The following is a 16149-nucleotide window of genomic DNA, read 5'->3' as shown; positions in this document are numbered from 1 at the left end:
CCCGAAACCGGGCCCGACACCGGATGAGCAACGGTCAGCCCGCCTGCGAGCAGTCAGAGGTGTAGATGAACGCCCCGTTCTCGGGATCGTCGATATTGTCCGCGGTCAGCAACGCCCACGGCGAGAAGACCGTCTGCTCGTCCACATCGTCGGCGCTCTGCTCCTCCTTCAACACCTCGGAGATGAGGTTCATCGCGTCGTACCCCATCTGGTAGGGGCTCTGAGCGATGAGGGCGTCGTACTCCCCGCTCTTGAGCTGCTCCACCTGAGCAGGGGAGGCGTCGTATCCGACGTGCACGATCTCGGCACCGGAGGTCGTGATCCCGTTCGCAGAACCGGTACCCGCGCCGATGTTCGTGGAGTACACGATGGCAAGGTCGTCGTTGCCTGCGGCCGCCGACGTCACCGCCGAAGAAGCCTTCGCCGAATCGCCTCCGACGTACTGGAATTCCAGCGTCTCGAGGTCGGTCTCCTTCTCGATCGCGTCGCGGAAGCCTTCGGCGCGAGCACTCTGGATCGCGTTGCCCGGTGAGTCGGTGTTGATGAGCACTTTGCCCTCGGTGATGCCGTGCGCCTCGATCACTTCCAGTGCGGCATCATAGGACGATTGGTAGCTGTCGGTACGGATGCTCTGCAAGAAATCCTCACTGGACATGAAGGAGTCGGGCATGACGACCGGGTGCCCGAGCGACGTGTACTCGGCCATGACACTGTTGAAGGATTCGGTGTCCCAGACCGTCAGGAGCATGCCGTCCGGCTCGGTCGCCAACACCGACTGCAGCACCTGCATCTCGGCTTCGACGGTCACCTCAGGAGTGCCCTGGATGTCCAGTTCGACTCCCTGTTCGTCGGCGGCGGCCTGCGCACCGCAGTACATCGCGCCGTAGTACTCACCCGTGCTCTCGGGGGTGACCATTGCGACACGGAGATCGCTCTGCTCCCCACCGCCGTCTTCGCTCGTTCCGCTGCATCCGCTGAGTGCAAGCGCGCCTGCGGAGACCGCAGCCATGATCGTCCAGCCGTAACGCTGAGGGATTTTCTTCGACATCGTTTACTCCTTTGTAGTGAATGTGTGATTGAAGTCGTCGACGGTTATCCGTCGCCGCCGGATCTGCGCAGGCGGTTGGAGCGGTCGAGGCTCACCGCGACCAGCAGCATGATCCCGATCGCGATGGTCTGGTAGAACGGCGAGAGGTTGATGATCACCAAGCCCGACTGCAGGATGATCGCGAGGAAGGCGCCGAGGACCGCCCCGAGGAAGTTGATGCGGCCGCCCGTGAGCAGCGTGCCACCGATGAGTGCGGCGGCGATCGCGGCGAGCGAGTCGTTCGTGTGGCCCGAGATGTTCGTCGTCGAATACCGGGCGAGGTCTACGAAGCCGGCGAGGCCCGCAAGAGCCGAGGAGAGGACGAACACGCCAATCGTGTTCCGCATCGTCCGGATCCCGACGCGGTGGGCGGCGCGCTGGTTCGATCCCATCGCGAGCACGTGGGTACCCCAACTCGTGAAGTGGAACAGGGCCCAGATGCCGAGGATCACGACCAGACTGACGATGATCGGGAGCGGCAGCACGCCGAAAGTCACTCCACCGAACGCGCTCTGCAAGCCGGGGGGAAGACCCGTGAGGTTCACCCCGCCGGTGATGACCTGGGAGACACCGGTCGCGATGCCGAGCATGGCGAGCGTCACGACGAGGGCGTTGATCCCCACGACTCCCACCATGAGACCGTTCACGATCCCCACCAGCGATCCTGCGAGGACCGCTGCGAGGAGACCGAGCAGCAGGAGTAGCGGCAGGGGCGCTGATCCCTGAACCGCGAGGATGAGTTTGCCCGCGATGACCGAGGCGAAGATGAGTACAGCGCCCTGCGAGATGTCGATGTGTCCCGCCGACATGAGAATCGCCTGCGCGACCGCGAGCAGCAGCACCTGGGAGGCGGTGATGAGCATGCCTCGGATGTTCATGGAGTTCAGAAACGAACCCCCGGACAGGTTGAAGAAGATCACGACGAGCACGATCTCGACGGCGAGAATCTGGAACGGCCTCGAGGAGAGCACCCGCTTGAGCATCCGGCTGCTCGCGGTTCCGGTCTCCACCTCGATGTTTCCGGTCAGTGCGTTCATGCGCCTCACTCCTCCCCGACCATTGCGGTCATCACGTCTGCCACGGACATGCCCTCGGGCTTGCGATCGAGTGCAACCGTGCCGTGCCGCAGGATCACCACGCGATCGGCCAGTTTCAAGACGCTCGGGATGTCGTGCGACACGAGAATGACGCCGAGACCCTGGGCCTTCGCCGCCCGGATGGCGTCGAGGACGATGTCCACTTGTTTGGGACCCAGGGCAGCGGTCGGCTCGTCCAAGAGGATGAAACTGCTGGCGCGCTTGATCGCGCGAGCCACTGCGAGCACCTGTCGCTGACCACCCGACAGTCTTGCCACCGCCAACTGCACGTTCCGCAGCGTGGAGATACCGAGCTCCCCCACCGCGGCCTCGGCTTCAGCGGCCATTCCCCGTCGATCGAGCACGGTGAACGGACCGACACGCCGCTTCTTCTCGCTACCGAGGAACATGTTCTCGGCCACTGAGAGGTGGGGAGCGAGGGCCAGATCCTGGTAGACCACGCCGACGCCGAGCCTATTCGCATCCGTCAGACTCTCGAGCGGTTCCCCGCTCACCCTGATCTCACCCTCGTCGGCGCTGTCGGAGCCGCAGATGATGTTCATCAGGGTCGACTTGCCGGCCCCGTTGTCTCCGAGCAGCGCGACGATCTCCCCCGCTTCCACGCTGAGGTTCACGTCTCTCAGCGCTCTCACTGCGCCGAACTTCTTTCCCAATCTCGTCACGCTGAGTGCCTCTGCGACCATGCGTGCGTCCTTTCTCTCACGTTCTGTTCTTCTCGCGGGGAACCACGACGGGCCAACCGCGGGGCTCGATTCGCGCGCCCCAGCCGGCGCGCCTCCCTCATCGGCCCGCTTCGAGGCGGTCCTCCGTCTCGGGATCGAAGACGTGCGCCGAGCCCGGCCGGATCGCCAGCTCCACCTCGGCCCCTTCACCGACACCGCTCAGCGCGTCCGCCTCCAACACGCTGCGCAGCTGCACTCCGTTCGCGTCGAGAGTGACGATGGCTCGCGGGCCGAGCAGTTCGATCAGTTCGACGCGCACCCCCGAGGGCGCCGCGGCGGGTGTCACCAGCAGGTCGTCAGGACGCACCCCCAGGACGATCTCCCCCTCGCCCGCTCGCTCCACGGGCAGACGCACCGCACCTCGCTCCTCGTCGAACACTCCCTCGGCGACACGACCGCGCAGAATGTTCATCTTCGGACTGCCGACGAACGTCGCCACGAAGACCGATCGCGGGCGCGCGTAGACCTCGCTCGGGATGCCTTCCTGGGCGATGACGCCGTCCCGCATCACGACCATCCGATCCGAGAGCGTCATCGCCTCCTCCTGATCGTGGGTGACGTACAGCGAGGTCACCCCGAGACGGCGCTGGAGCTGCAGGAGCTCGGTGCGCGTCTCGACGCGCAGCTTCGCATCAAGGTTGCTGAGCGGTTCGTCGAAGAGGAAGGCCGAGGGCTGACGCACGATCGCCCGGCCGATCGCGACCCGCTGCTGTTGGCCGCCGCTCAGGTCCTTCGGACGCCGGTCCGCGAGCGATGCGAGACCCAGGGTCTGCGCGACCTCGTCCACGCGGGCGGAGATCTCCTGCTTGCCGAGCGTCTTGTTCGCGCGAAGCGGGAAGGCGATGTTCTCGCGCACGGTCAAGTGCGGGTAGAGCGCGTAGTTCTGGAACACCATCGAGATGTCCCGTTCCTTCGGCTCCTTCGCGGTGACATCTTTTCCACCGACGAGGATCCGGCCCGAGGTGATGGGCTCCAGGCCCGCGAGCATGCGCAGTGAGGTCGACTTCCCGCACCCGGACGGCCCCACCAGCACCGTGAAGCTCCCATCTGGCAGCGTCAGGTTCAAGTCGGAGACGATCTCGTGCTCGCCGTAGACCTTGCGGACGTTCTCAAAAATCACTTCGGCCACGATCGGCCCTTTCTATGCTTTGACGGCGCCACCGCTGATGCCCTGCACCAGACGACGCTGAATGAAGAAGCTGGCGATGACCACGGGTACGACGGCGACGATGATGGCCGCGCTCATGGAGCCGAGCTCCACTCCGCGGAAGGTATTGAAGCCCGCGATGGTCACCGGCAGGATCGCGGCATTCCCCGGCGCGAGGATCAGCCCGTAGAACATGTCGTTCCACGACAACGTGAAGCCGAAGATCGCGGCCGCCCCGATGCCCGGGTAGACCTGCGGCACGACGACCTTGCGGAACGCCGCAAAGCGACTGTAGCCGTCGACCCGCGCCTGCTCCTCCAGAGAGTCGGGCACCGCGCTGAAGAAGCCGATCAGGAACCAGGTCACAACCGGCAGGACGATGCTCAGGTGCGCCATGATGACCGGCAGCAGGGTATCCGTCATCCGCAGCGAGTAGGCCATCGTCAGGAAGGGGAACACGAGCACGGCCGGCGGCAACACCTGCGAGGCGAGGATCCCGAACCGTGTCGCCGTGCCGCCGGTACGGTACTTCGCGATGACATATGCGCCCGGAGCGCCGACGAGCAGGCTGACGATCACGGCGATGGCAGCGACCGCGAAGCTGCGCCCGGCCGATGGCAGGATCTCCGAGGCGAACAGCACCCGCGTCCAGTTGTCGAGGGTCGGAGAGAACAGCAGCGCCGTGGGGTCGTTGAGCTGCACAGCCGTCTTGAAGCTGGCCAGAAGGACCCACAGCAACGGGAACAGGACGGCGGCGACCGCGATCCACAAGAACACCGAGCGGAGCGTCGTCATTGCGGCTGAACGATTCATTGCTCCCGACTCCTTTCCATCCTGCGGTAGATCACCACGATCACGGTCAGCACCACCGCGAGCACGATGAACGCCATCGCGCTCGCGGAACCCAGGCGGAAGAACTGGATGCCCGTCTGATAGGTGAAATACTGCAGCGTCTGCGTCTCCTCGCCCGGCCCGCCTCTTGTGGTCGCGTAGACGTATTCGAAGACCTTCATCGCATCGAGCGCGCGCAGCAGCACGGCGATCACGAGCACGGGCGACAGCAGCGGAAGCATCACTCGCCGGAAGGTGTACCACCAGCTCGCGCCATCGACCCGGGCCGCCTCGAGGGGTGCCTTCGGCAGCGATTCCAATCCGGCGAGCAGCAACAGCACCATGAACGGCGTCCATTGCCACATGTCGATGAAGGCGAGGGTGATGAGCGCCTTGCCCGAGCCGAGGAAGTCGTAGCTCACGCCGATCCGGCTCAAGAGCTCGGGCACCGCCCCCAGTTGGTCGTTGAGCAGGAAGCGGAACGTGAGGCCGACCGCGATCGGCGTGATGAACATCGGCGCCAGCAGCAGAGCGCGGGTGAGATCCTTCGCCCACCGCTGCTTCTGCAGCGCCATCGCGATGAACAACCCGAGCACGAGCTCCCCGGTGACGGCGATCACGAGATAGGTCGCGGTGGTACCGAACGCCTGCCAGAACGAAGGGTTCGTGAGTGCGCCGATATAACTGTCGAACCACACGAGGTCGGGTGTTCCCCGATCCGTCAGCCGGTAGTCGGTGAAGCTCAGGTACCCGGCGTACACCAGGGGGAACCCGACCACGAAACCGATCACGATCAGGAGCGGGGCGAGCATCCCCCTGGAGAAACGGTTCGGCCGTACCCTGACACGCGCGGTCCCGACCTTGATCGCGACCGTCGAGGGAGCCGATGGAGCGCTCATCCGATCACTCCAGACGCTCACCGGCCGCCTGGGCCGCGGCGAGAGCCTCTTCGACGCTCGCCGTCCCGGCAACCGCCTTGTTCAGCTCGGTCCCAACGTCCTGGATGAATTCTTCGCCACTCGGCCCCTCGCTCAACGGCGAGGCGTCGGACAGGATCGTCTTCACCGCGTCGTAGTAGCCGGCTCCGTATCCCTCATCGAGTACTCGCTGCTCCTCGAGAGTGCTTTCGCGAATGGCCGCTCCTCCTGCGATCACCCGCTCGACGTCGGTCTCCGGCGATGTCACCCACGAGATGAACGCCCAGGCCGCGTCGGGCTCGGCCGAGTTCGACGGAAGCGCCCAGCTCCATGCGCCGAGCGCTTGTTTGCCTCCGGGCATCGGAGCCAGCGCGAACTCTCCCGCGAGGTCGCCCGCGGCGCCCTCGGGGTCGTTCAGCACCGGGAGGTTCCAGTTGTAGGTGATGAGCGAGGCGGACCCGCCGCTCGACACCGAACGCACCGCGTCGTCCACCGCCCAGTTCAGGCTGTTGGCGGGAGCCGCCGTCTCGTAGGCTTCGATGTACGCCTCCAGCGCGTGCGCCGCCTCCGGGGTGTCGAGGGTGACGTTGCCCTCATCGTCGTAGATCGAGCCGCCGGCCGCGAACAGCCAGTTGGCCCACTCCTCGAAGACCTTGTAACCGCGCTGCGGCTGCATGGCGATGCCCGCGTGTTCCGGGGTGTTCAACTGCTGCACGGTCGACACCAGCTCGTCGAGGGTCTCCGGCGGCTCCGCTCCCGCCTCCTCCATCAGGTCGGTTCGATAGATGAAGCCGAGCGCGTAGTTGTAGAAGGGCACGGCGTACCGCGCCTCATCCACGGTCGTGATGTCGACGAGCGGATCGAAGAAGTCGTCCGGATCGTAGTCCGACGTCGAATCGATGCGGGCGTCGAGCGGCTGCAGGAAACCGGCCTCCGCGAAGTCGACCATCCAAGGGTTGTCGACGACGATCAAGTCGTAGTTGGGATCCGGGGCCTGGAACGACGCGATCAGTCGGTCGCGCATCTGATCGAAGGGGAGCTGTTCGATGTCGACCGTGATGTTCGGGTAGGTCTCGTTGAACTCGTCGACCATGTCGATGACGATGTCCGAATCGGGTACGGTCTCGAGCAGCACGCGCACGGTCGCCTCGGTATCGGTGGGGATGTCCCCCTCGCCCGTCGCCTCGACGGGGGCGGGACCGCCCTGCCCTGCGCAGCCGACGAGCGTCAGCGCCGATGCTGCCAGCAGACCTGTCGCGACGAACCGAAGGCGCCCGAGTGGGCTCTTCGCGTTCTTATTCATAGGGGAACTCCTCGTCTCTCTCGTGAACGGCTCTGCGTTCAATCCATGTACGCCCCGCCGTTGACGGCGAGCGCTTCTCCAGTCACGGCGTCGGCATCGTCCGAGAGCAGGAAGCCGACCACCTTCGCGATGTCCTCGGCCGTCTGCAGCCTCCCGAGCGGCGTCTCATCGAGCATGAGCTGCTGCACGTCCTGAGGCCGCACGCCGCGGAGGGAGGCCTCCCACTCGAGTTCCCGATCCTGCATCGGAGTCTTGACGAAACCCGGACACACCGAGTTCACCCGGATGCCCGACGGTCCGAGTTCGTAGGCCATCGCCTGTGTGAGACCCACGACACCGAACTTGCTGGCCACGTAGTCGGCGAGGAACGGCACCCGTCCCTGCTTGCCCGCCATCGAGGCCGTGTTCACGATCTGCCCTCCGCGACCTGCCGCGATCATCGCTCGCGCAGCAGCCTGACCGCAGATGAATACCCCCTTCAGGTTGATGTCGAGCGTCCGGTCGTAGTCCTCCTCCGATACGTCGACGAAGGCCTGCATGAAGGAGATTCCGGCGTTGTTCACCCAGGCGCCGAGGCCGAGCCGCGCGGAGACGTCCTCCGCGAGACCTGCCGCTCCCGCCGCATCCGTGACATTGAGTCGAGCCGCCTCATGCGGTCCGGCCTGAACCGCGGGGAGGGAGGCCGCAGTGGCCTCGGCGGCCGAGAGGTCGATATCGGTGACGACGACCTGCCACCCGCGCTCCGCGAGGCGGGTGGCGATAGCCCTGCCGATGCCGGAGCCGCCGCCGGTGATCACTGCTGCATTGGTCATGAGAGAGCCCTTCGTGAGAGGTGGTGGGAAACAGGGGTGAGCACATCGGCTGAGCGTCTCCACTCGGCGTAGGCATCCGAATAGCGGTCCAGCGTGTCGGGGTTCGGCTCGACGACCGGCCCGAGCTGCAGGAAGCGCGAGGCCGCCGCCCAGTCGGGCAGCACTCCAGCGCCGATGGCAGCGATGATCGCGGCTCCGAGGGATGCCCCGGGATGATCGAGAACGGGATGCATCGGGATCCCGAGCACATCGGCGTGGATCTGCTTCCACAGCACCGATTTGCTGCCGCCGTTCGTGACCATCGCTCTGTGCACGGGCATGCCGATCTCCGCGAAGACCTCCACGTGGTGGCGGAATCCGAACGCGATGCCCTCGAGAACCGAGCGGTACAGATCCGCGCGGGTGTGCCCGAGATGCATCCCGATGAAGGCACCGCGCAGATCGGGGTCGTGGAGCGGGCTCTTCTCCCCCAGGAAGTAGGGCAGGCACAGGATCTCGGCGGGCTCGCGCTCCGCCGCCTCGGCATCGAGCCGCATGAGCTCGGCACCGCCGACGAGCGATTGATACCACCGGATCAGGCTGCCGCTGGTCGCCATGCATCCGTTCGGCAGCCACAGCCCGGGTACGGGGTGCGCGTCGAGATAGAGCCGGGGATCGACGACCGGCGTGTTGGACGCCGCGAGGATGTCACCCGCCCCGCCGAGCTTCACGAGGAAGCTGCCGGCCTCATCGACGCCGGCCGCGAACGCGCTCAACACGTGATCCGCGCCGCCGACGACGAGTTGCACACCCGCCACCAGCCCGGTCAGTCGCGCACCGTTCGCCGACAGCTCTCCGACGACGGTGCCGGGGGAACGCGGCGGAGGCACGAGCTCCGGCTCGATGCGAGCGTGTTCGAAGGCGGGTGAGAAGAACCGCCCGTCGATCTCGAACAGCCCCGATTCGAGCGCCCAGTTCTGCTCGACGTGAGCTTCGGCCCCGAGCGAGTACAGGACCCAGTCATAGGAGCCCATGACGATCTCGGCTTTCCTCAGGGCATCCGGCTCGTGCTCCCGCAACCACATCAGGGTCGGAGCGATCGACTGCTGCGTGAGCGCGGATCCCGTGGTGCCGACGACGTCGAGCCCCCGGTAAGCTTCACCGAGTTCGCTGAGCTGCGCCGTCGCACGGGCGTCGTTCTGCAGGATCGCGCGCCGCACGGCCCGTCTCTCGCCATCGACCAGCACGAGAGCCGGCACCATGCCGGTGGTGGCGATCGCCGCGATCTCGGCGGGTGCAACACCGGCGGTCTTCAGCAGCACCGGGATCGCACTCGCGATGTTGTTGAGCCACTGGCCAGGGTCAGCCTCCGCGAATCCGGAGCGCTGCGAGAACAGCTCGCAGTCGCGGCCCTCCTGCGCGAGCAGCGCGCCGTCTGGATCGAGCAGCACGACCTTTGTTCCCGTCGTACCGACATCGATGCCGATCGTGTATCGCTTCTGTGCAGTCATATGGAGAGCCTAGAACCTCATTGTTGCTTTCTCACACCGTACGTGTTTTGATTATGTTACAAGTTCTCATTCATCCTGTAAAGACGTTAAATCACAACATATTTGTTCCACCCGAAGACACTTCCCCACACGCCCCGAGAGAGGAATCACCATGACCAGCTGGCTCAAGGACGCCTTCGACAAGCCCAAGCCCGTGATCGCGATGCTGCATCTGTCTCCGCTGCCGGGCGACACGCTCTACGACAGCGCGGCGGGCATGCAGAAGGTCGTGGAGCGCGCCCGCCGCGAGCTTCACGCGCTGCAAGACGGAGGAGTGGACGGGATCCTCATCTCCAACGAGTTCAGCCTGCCCTACCTCACGAAGACCGAGCCGATCACAGCGGTCTCGATGGCCCGCGTCATCGGTGAGCTCGTGGACGAGATCACGATTCCGTACGGCGTGAACGTGCTCTGGGACGGGCGCGCGTCGATCGATCTCGCCATGGCGACCGGCGCGCAGTACGTGCGCGAGATCTTCACCGGCGTGTACGCCAGCGACTTCGGGCTCTGGAACACCAACGTCGGCGAGGTCGCCCGCCACCGCCACCGCATCGGCGCGGATCACGTGAAGCTGCTCTTCAACATCGTTCCCGAGTCGGCCAAGTATCTCGCCGAGCGCGATCTCGAATCCCTCACGCGCTCCACCGTCTTCGCCACGCTGCCCGACGCGCTCTGCGTCTCGGGTCTCACCGCGGGTGCACCCACCGACACTCAGACGCTGTCGATCGCCAAGACCGCCGCGGGCGACGTGCCGGTATTCGTCAACACCGGCGTGCGGGCGCACAATGTCGCGGATCAACTCGCCGTGGCCGACGGTGCCGTCGTCGGCACCTACTTCAAGAAGGACGGGATCTTCGAGAACGAGGTCGACGGCACTCGTGTTCGCGAGCTCGTGGCGGCGGCCGACGACTTCCGGAAGTCTCTCTGACGGAGACGACGACCGATAGTCTTCGAGCAGAAAGCATCCCCATGACAGCGCCGCTTCCCACCGTCACCGAACTCCTCGACCTCGCGCGACACGCAGCCGAAGCGGGAGCACATGTGATCGGTCGACCGCTGCCGCGGGACAGCGTCGTCACCAAAGGTGCGCCGGGCGATATCGTGACTCAGCTCGATGTCGCCGCAGAACGACGGGTCCGAGAGTTCCTGCTCGAGGCGCGACCCCACGACCGGGTCGTGGGAGAAGAACTCGACGACGCGGGAGCCCCCGACGCCTCACTGCGCTGGAGCATCGATCCGCTCGACGGCACGACCAACAAGGTCAAGGGACTCCCCTTCTACGCCACCTCGGTCGCGGTGCAGTCGACCGCAACAGGCGAGTGGCTCGCAGGAGCGGTGCACGCTCCCGAGCTGAGCAAGGAGTACTTCGCGGCCCGGGGCCAGGGCGCATGGGTGAAATTCGGCGGCCGGGTCGAACGCCTGAGCGGCCCCGCCCCGGATGCTGGGACCCGTCTGCTCGGAACGGGTCTCTCCTACGATTCCTCCGTTCGCACGACGCAACTCGCAGACCTGAGCCACTACATGGATCATTTCGACGATATGCGCAGTCTCGGCTCTGCTGCGCTCGGTCTGTGCGCAGTGGCCGACGGCTCGGTCGACGCCTTCCTCGAGAGCGATCTCTACGAGTTCGACTGGGCTGCCGCCGCACTCATCGCGGAGGAGGCCGGCGCTTCGGTCGAACGCCCCGCACAGCACCGCGGCGGGATCCTCGCCTACTTCGGCCCCGACTTCCGCTGACAGCGCGTCCGGATTCCGCCAGCTCCGGCCACTCGGCCCTCACCGCGGCCACGCATTGGCGAGCTTGGTGAGCAGTTCGGCGAGACGCCGCTGCTCGCTCTCCGTGAACGAGTCGAGCGCCTGTTCGACGCGCACTCATGGTCTGACCGCCGCGACGCTCGCGGCTGGAGCCTTCGGGGTCAGCACCAGCACCCGGGCTGGCGAGCGCCTCCGCTTTGCTTAGCCTGTATGCGATCCGCTGGATAAGGAGATTGAGCAGACCGCTCCGGGCCTCGCATCAGCCCTTTCGGGCTAGCGGCACTACCTGGCTCCTAGAAGTCCCAGTTTTGACAAGAGGCGCGGAATCATGCGGTTTTCTGAGCCCGTCACTACCTGTATGCCACCTGCGTGCCACTCGCGTCGGAACCTGGTTCCGTTCGCCTGAGCGAACCGGTGACACACTACGAAGTTTACTCGTCATTGCTCGCGGGCGCGGGGTTCTTTGTCGCAGGGACGCCCTTCTTGCGGTCGCCGCGGCGTGCCTGCACAGCTTCTAGTATGCGAGCCTTCGCTAGCTTAAGAAGGCTGACCGGCCCGAGCACGAGGAACACGGTTCCCATGACGAGGCACCACAGCATCGGCAAGCTGAGCCAGGCGTCACCGCCTTGCTCGATGAGCCCTTTGAGGAAGTTCGCGAGGAAGTAGTACGGGGCGGCGACGAGCATCGCGGGCGTGCCCCACTTCAATCCGTCGCGACGGAGGATGCGAGAGATGAGCCGAGGGCCGGGTGCGTACCTCGCGAGGAAGTAGTAGCAGCGGACGACGCCGGAGAAGATGGTCGAGAGCATGAGGACAGCCCTTTCAGATCACTCGGCAGTGAGTCATTTGAAAAGGGCTTCCCGTTCCCGGGTGGCCGTGCCACTACATCCGATAGCGGCGAACGTTTTGTAGAGACTGCCTACGCCTCCACTGTACGTCGGCCAGCGCGGAAGCGGAACCCTCGTCACTGGCCGCCGCCTGGCGATGGTGAAGACGAGAGCGCACCCAGTAGGAGGCGCTACGTTGCGCTGAAGACACATCACCGAACAGACCGAGCGTGGAGATGCGACGATGGACTTCCAAGAAGCGGCAGCGATCGTCACCGCTGATCAGAACCAGAACGACTGGGGCGACGAACCGCCGATGACCCAGGCAGAGGCCATCGAGCACGTGCGCAACATCATGACGCTGGAAGATGTCGTTGACTACGGCGACGAGAACACCGAGGCATACCGACTTGTGCTGTCCACCTCGCAGCTGCCCGAATAGCACTGCTCCCGATACAGGCGGGGGCACCTGAACGGCGCTCTCGCCTTTGTCATGCACCCGCCGATAATGTGCGGGCATTTCATCAGAGTGACCGTGCGCCCCGTCTGGTGAGCGCGTTCGACGCGGCCTTCGGGCGCGCCCGCTGAGTCGTGAGTGCTCGCGCGCGTTGGATCGCTTGCGTGGCGCGGGCCTGGTCGATCTTCTGCGCGAGCCCATCCGGAGCCGGCCCGAGAGCATCGTCACTCGTAATGCCGTATCGGTCACGGTACGCGGCGACCGTGCGCGCATACCGTACCCAGGCCTCCTGCTTGCGTGGATCATCCGGCCGCGCCCCGAGCGCCCGCACCCACGGCGCACCATCTGCCGCGGCTTGCTCAGCGATGGCCGCGGCGCGTTGTTCGATGAGCTGATGCCGTTCCGCGAGCGCCTGCCGCATATCCGGTTCCGTGATGCCGCCAGCGACGGGGATCAGCCCCGCAATCAACCTCGGCACCTGCGCCGCGCGCCCGCTGCTGGCAGGGTGTTCGGTGGCGGTGGCGAGTCGCCAGTGCAGGACGGAGGCGATGTCGTCGGCGTCATCGAAGCCCCGAGCCCTCACCAGGCGTGGGAGAAGCCGGTCAACGTCGTGATGGTTCGCCTCGGCCCGGCGGAGTTCAGCGACGAGGGCGTCGAAAGTATCGGAGTCGAGCACGGCGCCTACTTGGGCGGTGGTGAGGCCAGATGCACGTATGAGGGTGGCCCAGCGGTCGTGTTGAGCTTCGGTGGCGATGGTCTCGTACTCCGCGGCGAGCTGCCGGATCGACCCCCACTTCTCCTGCTCCCGCTCGGTCGTCTCGTGCGCCGACAGCTCCGCACCGGAATGATTGAGCACCCCGAACAGCACCCGCCGTGCGGCCTCCTCCACATCCGAGGCTTCGTGCGGGTGCCGGTGCGCGTCGTCTGGGGTGTCGACGGCGACGTAGGCGTAGTTCCCGTCCCTGCCGCGAGTCATGGCGACGTACAGGTTCTCCCTGGTCATCGACGGCTCGACCAGCACATGCGAAGTGTCAACGGTGACGCCCTGGGCGCGGTAGGCGGTGACGGCGTAGCCGAGGTCGAGGTGCTCGGCGACGTAGTCGGCGGGCAGCACGATCGACCCGCCCCGATCCTGGGCGGCGGGCCGGATCGTCACGGAGCCGTCGCGCCGCACACGGGTGATGGTCCACCGGTTCCCGTTCTGCACCCACGCCGACCGTGAGCGGAGATCCCGGCGGTTATCCCGCGTGATGACGACATCCCCGACCGCGGCGGTCGCGCCGCCGTCGAGGGCGACTTCACCACGGATCGGCTGCACGACCCCCGCGAGGATCAGCTCGGTGCGGGCGCGGAGGTTCAGCGCGGTCATGGATTCGCTGGAATCGGTGACGAGGATCGACGCGACCCCCGCCTCCCGGTCGGCACGCCACGCCTCATACGCCAGGGCGGTCACATCCTCGGTATCGCCGCCGGCGATCCGGCCCGCATCCTGGTAGGTGTCGATCACATCGGTTTGGCCGAGGCGGAGCCCGAGGGATGCGATCTTCTCCCACTCGTTCGTGAACCGGTAGATCGTGGACAGCTCCGGGGTGTCGTCGCGGTCACCCGCGAGGAGCCCAAAGGCGCCGGCGGCTTCGACGGCTTGGAGCTGGGAGTAGTCGCCGACGAGCAGGACTTTCGCGCCGGCTTCTTCGGCGATCTTGGTGATGCGGTCGAGTGAGAGGGTGCCTGCGAGGCTGGCTTCATCGATGATGACGAGCTGCCCTGCCCGGAATGACACCCGGCCCAGGTTGTGGAGCGTCCACCATCGTGCGGTGTTCTCCGTCTTGATGCCGAGGTCGTCGGCTAGGACTTCCGCCGCGACCACCGACGGCGCCAACCCCACCACCGACCCCGCCCCGTGCTCGGCTTCCCACGCGCGGCGGAGTGCGTTCATAGCGGTGGTTTTCCCGGTGCCGGCGGGGCCGACCAGCATGTCGAGCACTCGCCCCGATATGGCGATCTTGGTGAGGGCGTCGGCCTGGTCTGGGCCAAGCATCCGCCCGTCCCGATCCGGGGCGGCCGTGACGCGCTCGATCACCGCGAGCGGCAGCGTCGGCCCAGTCAGGGTGCGGGAGCGTTTCAAGAGCCGTGCTTCCGCTTCCAGGAGTTCGGTCGAGGAGTAAAGGGTCGAGTGGCGGGGCCGGAACGCCGAGGTGCCGTCCGGGCGCTGGAACCGTGCCGGGGTGGAGGCGAGTTCGGGTGGGGTGAGGCGCAGCGAGGCGCGCTCGGCCGCATCGACGACCATGCCGCTGACGGCTTCCCGATCCCGAGTCGTCGCGAACCGATACCCCATCGTCTGCCGTGCGGCCTCGGCGGTGAGGTTCCAGCGGTGCCAGGTCGACCGCTTCGCCCCAACGGCCTCGACCACGGAGAGCGCGATCGCTTCGATCTCATCGAGCGGCACGTCATCCGCCCGCAGCACCCGCATCATCCCCGCCGGGATCGCCTCGCGCGCCCACTCGCCGGCATCCCGGCCGAGCTTCCTGGTGGCGCGCTTGCGCCATTCGGTCGTGAGGTCGGCGAGCGAGCGCACTTTCTTCTCTGGCCGGGTCGTGAGCGTGGCCTGAGCGCGGAGCTTGATGACCGTCGCCGCCGACGGCTGCCGCCCATGCCGCTGCACGTACTCGGCGATCAGGCGATCCTTCTCCGAATCGATCTGATACGAGCGGGTCGAGAACTCGAGCACGAGGTCTTCCGGGACCGTCGCGATCGCCCATGCCGGGTTCCGGCCCCGGCCCCGCTCGCGTGCCTCCCACTCGACGCCGAGAAGCCGGGTGAGATGGTCGGCGATGACCGCCTCGTGCAACTCGGAGAGCGCGACCGTGGCGGCGTGCATAGGGCGGCCGTCGAGCGACCGCCACTTCCCATCAAGCACCGTGCGCACTTTGTTAGAGACCACCACGTGCGTGTGCAGGTGCGGGTCGTTCGCGCGGGAGTCGTAGTGGTCGTAGGCGGTCGCGGCGAGCCCGAAGGTATCGACCTGGGCGACCGCGCCGCCGTCGGCGCCGGTCGAGCCGACACGCGTGGCAGCGACTTCGCGTTCCATGAACTCGATCACTTCCGCGATCGCCGCGTGATGCGCGTCGGCGATCAGCGCTTGCGTGCCCGCGTCGGCGACCGCCCAGAGCACGGAGGCCGACTTCGGCAACGAGAAGGTGTAGTCGTAGCCTGCGACCGCCTTCCGGGTGCCGCGCTTGCGTTCCTCGTTCTCGATCTGCGCGACAGCCTCCGCGCGGGAGGCAGGGCCGAGCTCGGGGTCGAGGGCTTCGACCCGTGCGTCGACGCGCTCTACCGGGGTCGAATAGACCGGGTAGGCCTGCCCGAGCGGATCACCGGTCACGGGATCTCGGCCCATGCCGATGAGGAGCTGCAGTTGTTCCTCCGACACTTCATCGCCGGTCGTGATCTGACCGCCGGCAAGCTGCGCGATCCCGGCGCCGAGCCACCTGCCGGGCGGGGTCCCGGCTTCGGCGTAGTAGCGCGTGAGCGGTGTGGACAGCGAGCGGTCGCAGTCGCCGGTGACGACGGAGCGCAGGAGGTACTTGTAGCCGTCACCGGCGCTCATCACCCGCATCGAGACCGTCACAGAAGACAGGTGCGAAGCCAAGTCCTGCGCGCCTTTG

The 16149-nt window shown here is 66.2% G+C and carries 14 protein-coding genes; 3 read left to right on the top strand and 11 right to left on the bottom strand.

The genetic code is table 11. The features are described 5' to 3' along the window. Nucleotides 1-34: 34 nt before the first annotated feature. The 9 genes from JD276_RS07025 to JD276_RS06985 all read right to left on the bottom strand — a co-directional run bounded on the left by JD276_RS07025 (nt 35) and on the right by JD276_RS06985 (nt 9406). Nucleotides 35-1048 (bottom strand): substrate-binding domain-containing protein, encoded by a 1014-nt coding sequence (locus tag JD276_RS07025; RefSeq protein WP_200114934.1) that lies wholly within the window; start codon nt 1046-1048, stop codon nt 35-37. A 44-nt stretch (nt 1049-1092) separates the two neighbouring features. Further along, nucleotides 1093-2124, bottom strand: a complete 1032-nt coding sequence (locus JD276_RS07020) for an ABC transporter permease (protein WP_200114933.1) — start codon at nt 2122-2124, stop codon at nt 1093-1095. Between the two features lie 5 nt (nt 2125-2129). After that, entirely contained in the window at nt 2130-2867 is a 738-nt protein-coding gene (locus JD276_RS07015) for an ATP-binding cassette domain-containing protein (RefSeq protein ID WP_200114932.1), read from the bottom strand. A 97-nt stretch (nt 2868-2964) separates the two neighbouring features. Continuing rightward, nucleotides 2965-4035: an ABC transporter ATP-binding protein gene (locus JD276_RS07010; protein ID WP_200114931.1), complete on the bottom strand. Its 1071-nt coding sequence runs from the start codon at nt 4033-4035 to the stop codon at nt 2965-2967. A 12-nt stretch (nt 4036-4047) separates the two neighbouring features. Beyond that, complete coding sequence (locus JD276_RS07005) at nt 4048-4866, bottom strand: carbohydrate ABC transporter permease (protein WP_200114930.1); 819 nt, start codon at nt 4864-4866, stop codon at nt 4048-4050. Further along, the gene (locus JD276_RS07000; protein ID WP_200114929.1) at nt 4863-5783 is read right to left on the bottom strand and encodes a carbohydrate ABC transporter permease; all 921 of its coding nucleotides are present in this window, start codon (nt 5781-5783) and stop codon (nt 4863-4865) included. Before JD276_RS07000 ends, JD276_RS07005 begins: the two co-directional genes overlap by 4 nt. A gap of 4 nt (nt 5784-5787) precedes the next feature. Then, nucleotides 5788-7104: an ABC transporter substrate-binding protein gene (locus JD276_RS06995; RefSeq protein WP_200114928.1), complete on the bottom strand. Its 1317-nt coding sequence runs from the start codon at nt 7102-7104 to the stop codon at nt 5788-5790. Between the two features lie 38 nt (nt 7105-7142). Further along, a complete protein-coding gene (locus JD276_RS06990) occupies nt 7143-7916 on the bottom strand; it encodes an SDR family NAD(P)-dependent oxidoreductase (RefSeq protein ID WP_200114927.1) in 774 nt (257 codons plus the stop codon). Continuing rightward, nucleotides 7913-9406: an FGGY-family carbohydrate kinase gene (locus JD276_RS06985; protein ID WP_200114926.1), complete on the bottom strand. Its 1494-nt coding sequence runs from the start codon at nt 9404-9406 to the stop codon at nt 7913-7915. The genes JD276_RS06990 and JD276_RS06985 overlap by 4 nt, the downstream gene beginning before the upstream one ends. A 151-nt stretch (nt 9407-9557) precedes the next feature. On the opposite strand from JD276_RS06985, the gene JD276_RS06980 reads away from it, so the two are divergent. Then, nucleotides 9558-10373, top strand: a complete 816-nt coding sequence (locus tag JD276_RS06980; RefSeq protein WP_200114925.1) for a BtpA/SgcQ family protein — start codon at nt 9558-9560, stop codon at nt 10371-10373. 41 nt (nt 10374-10414) lie between these two features. Next, a complete protein-coding gene (locus JD276_RS06975) occupies nt 10415-11182 on the top strand; it encodes an inositol monophosphatase family protein (RefSeq protein WP_200114924.1) in 768 nt (255 codons plus the stop codon). A gap of 449 nt (nt 11183-11631) precedes the next feature. Here the strand turns inward: JD276_RS06975 and JD276_RS06970 are convergent, their stop codons facing one another. Next, nucleotides 11632-12009, bottom strand: a complete 378-nt coding sequence (locus tag JD276_RS06970) for a hypothetical protein (protein ID WP_017882584.1) — start codon at nt 12007-12009, stop codon at nt 11632-11634. Between the two features lie 262 nt (nt 12010-12271). Here JD276_RS06970 and JD276_RS06965 point away from each other — a divergent pair, with 262 nt between their 5' ends. Further along, nucleotides 12272-12469 carry a hypothetical protein gene (locus JD276_RS06965; protein WP_017882583.1) on the top strand — a complete coding sequence of 66 codons (198 nt, stop codon included), beginning with the start codon at nt 12272-12274 and terminating at the stop codon, nt 12467-12469. Between the two features lie 82 nt (nt 12470-12551). On the opposite strand, the gene mobF is transcribed toward JD276_RS06965, so the two are convergent. After that, on the bottom strand, nt 12552-16100 hold the full coding sequence (gene mobF, locus JD276_RS06960) for a MobF family relaxase (protein ID WP_193743367.1): 3549 nt from the start codon (nt 16098-16100) through the stop codon (nt 12552-12554). Between the last annotated feature and the right edge of the window lie 49 nt (nt 16101-16149).

It is taken from the genome of Leucobacter chromiisoli (assembly GCF_016522505.1).
Taxonomy (GTDB): domain Bacteria; phylum Actinomycetota; class Actinomycetes; order Actinomycetales; family Microbacteriaceae; genus Leucobacter; species Leucobacter chromiisoli.
The sequence above is the reverse complement of the archived record's forward strand: the minus strand, read 5'-3'. Positions and strand labels throughout refer to the sequence as shown.

Bases quoted from the DNA above. Each gene is read 5' to 3' on its own strand.
- JD276_RS06995 (WP_200114928.1), bottom strand. From the start codon at position 7,104: ATGAATAAGAACGCGAAGAGCCCACTCGGGCGCCTTCGGTTCGTCGCG.
- JD276_RS06980 (WP_200114925.1), top strand. From the start codon at position 9,558: ATGACCAGCTGGCTCAAGGACGCCTTCGACAAGCCCAAGCCCGTGATC.
- JD276_RS06985 (WP_200114926.1), bottom strand. From the start codon at position 9,406: ATGACTGCACAGAAGCGATACACGATCGGCATCGATGTCGGTACGACG.
- JD276_RS06975 (WP_200114924.1), top strand. From the start codon at position 10,415: ATGACAGCGCCGCTTCCCACCGTCACCGAACTCCTCGACCTCGCGCGA.
- JD276_RS07020 (WP_200114933.1), bottom strand. From the start codon at position 2,124: ATGAACGCACTGACCGGAAACATCGAGGTGGAGACCGGAACCGCGAGC.
- JD276_RS07015 (WP_200114932.1), bottom strand. From the start codon at position 2,867: ATGGTCGCAGAGGCACTCAGCGTGACGAGATTGGGAAAGAAGTTCGGC.
- JD276_RS06965 (WP_017882583.1), top strand. From the start codon at position 12,272: ATGGACTTCCAAGAAGCGGCAGCGATCGTCACCGCTGATCAGAACCAG.
- JD276_RS07025 (WP_200114934.1), bottom strand. From the start codon at position 1,048: ATGTCGAAGAAAATCCCTCAGCGTTACGGCTGGACGATCATGGCTGCG.
- JD276_RS07005 (WP_200114930.1), bottom strand. From the start codon at position 4,866: ATGAATCGTTCAGCCGCAATGACGACGCTCCGCTCGGTGTTCTTGTGG.
- JD276_RS06990 (WP_200114927.1), bottom strand. From the start codon at position 7,916: ATGACCAATGCAGCAGTGATCACCGGCGGCGGCTCCGGCATCGGCAGG.
- mobF (WP_193743367.1), bottom strand. From the start codon at position 16,100: ATGCGGGTGATGAGCGCCGGTGACGGCTACAAGTACCTCCTGCGCTCC.
- JD276_RS07000 (WP_200114929.1), bottom strand. From the start codon at position 5,783: ATGAGCGCTCCATCGGCTCCCTCGACGGTCGCGATCAAGGTCGGGACC.
- JD276_RS06970 (WP_017882584.1), bottom strand. From the start codon at position 12,009: ATGCTCTCGACCATCTTCTCCGGCGTCGTCCGCTGCTACTACTTCCTC.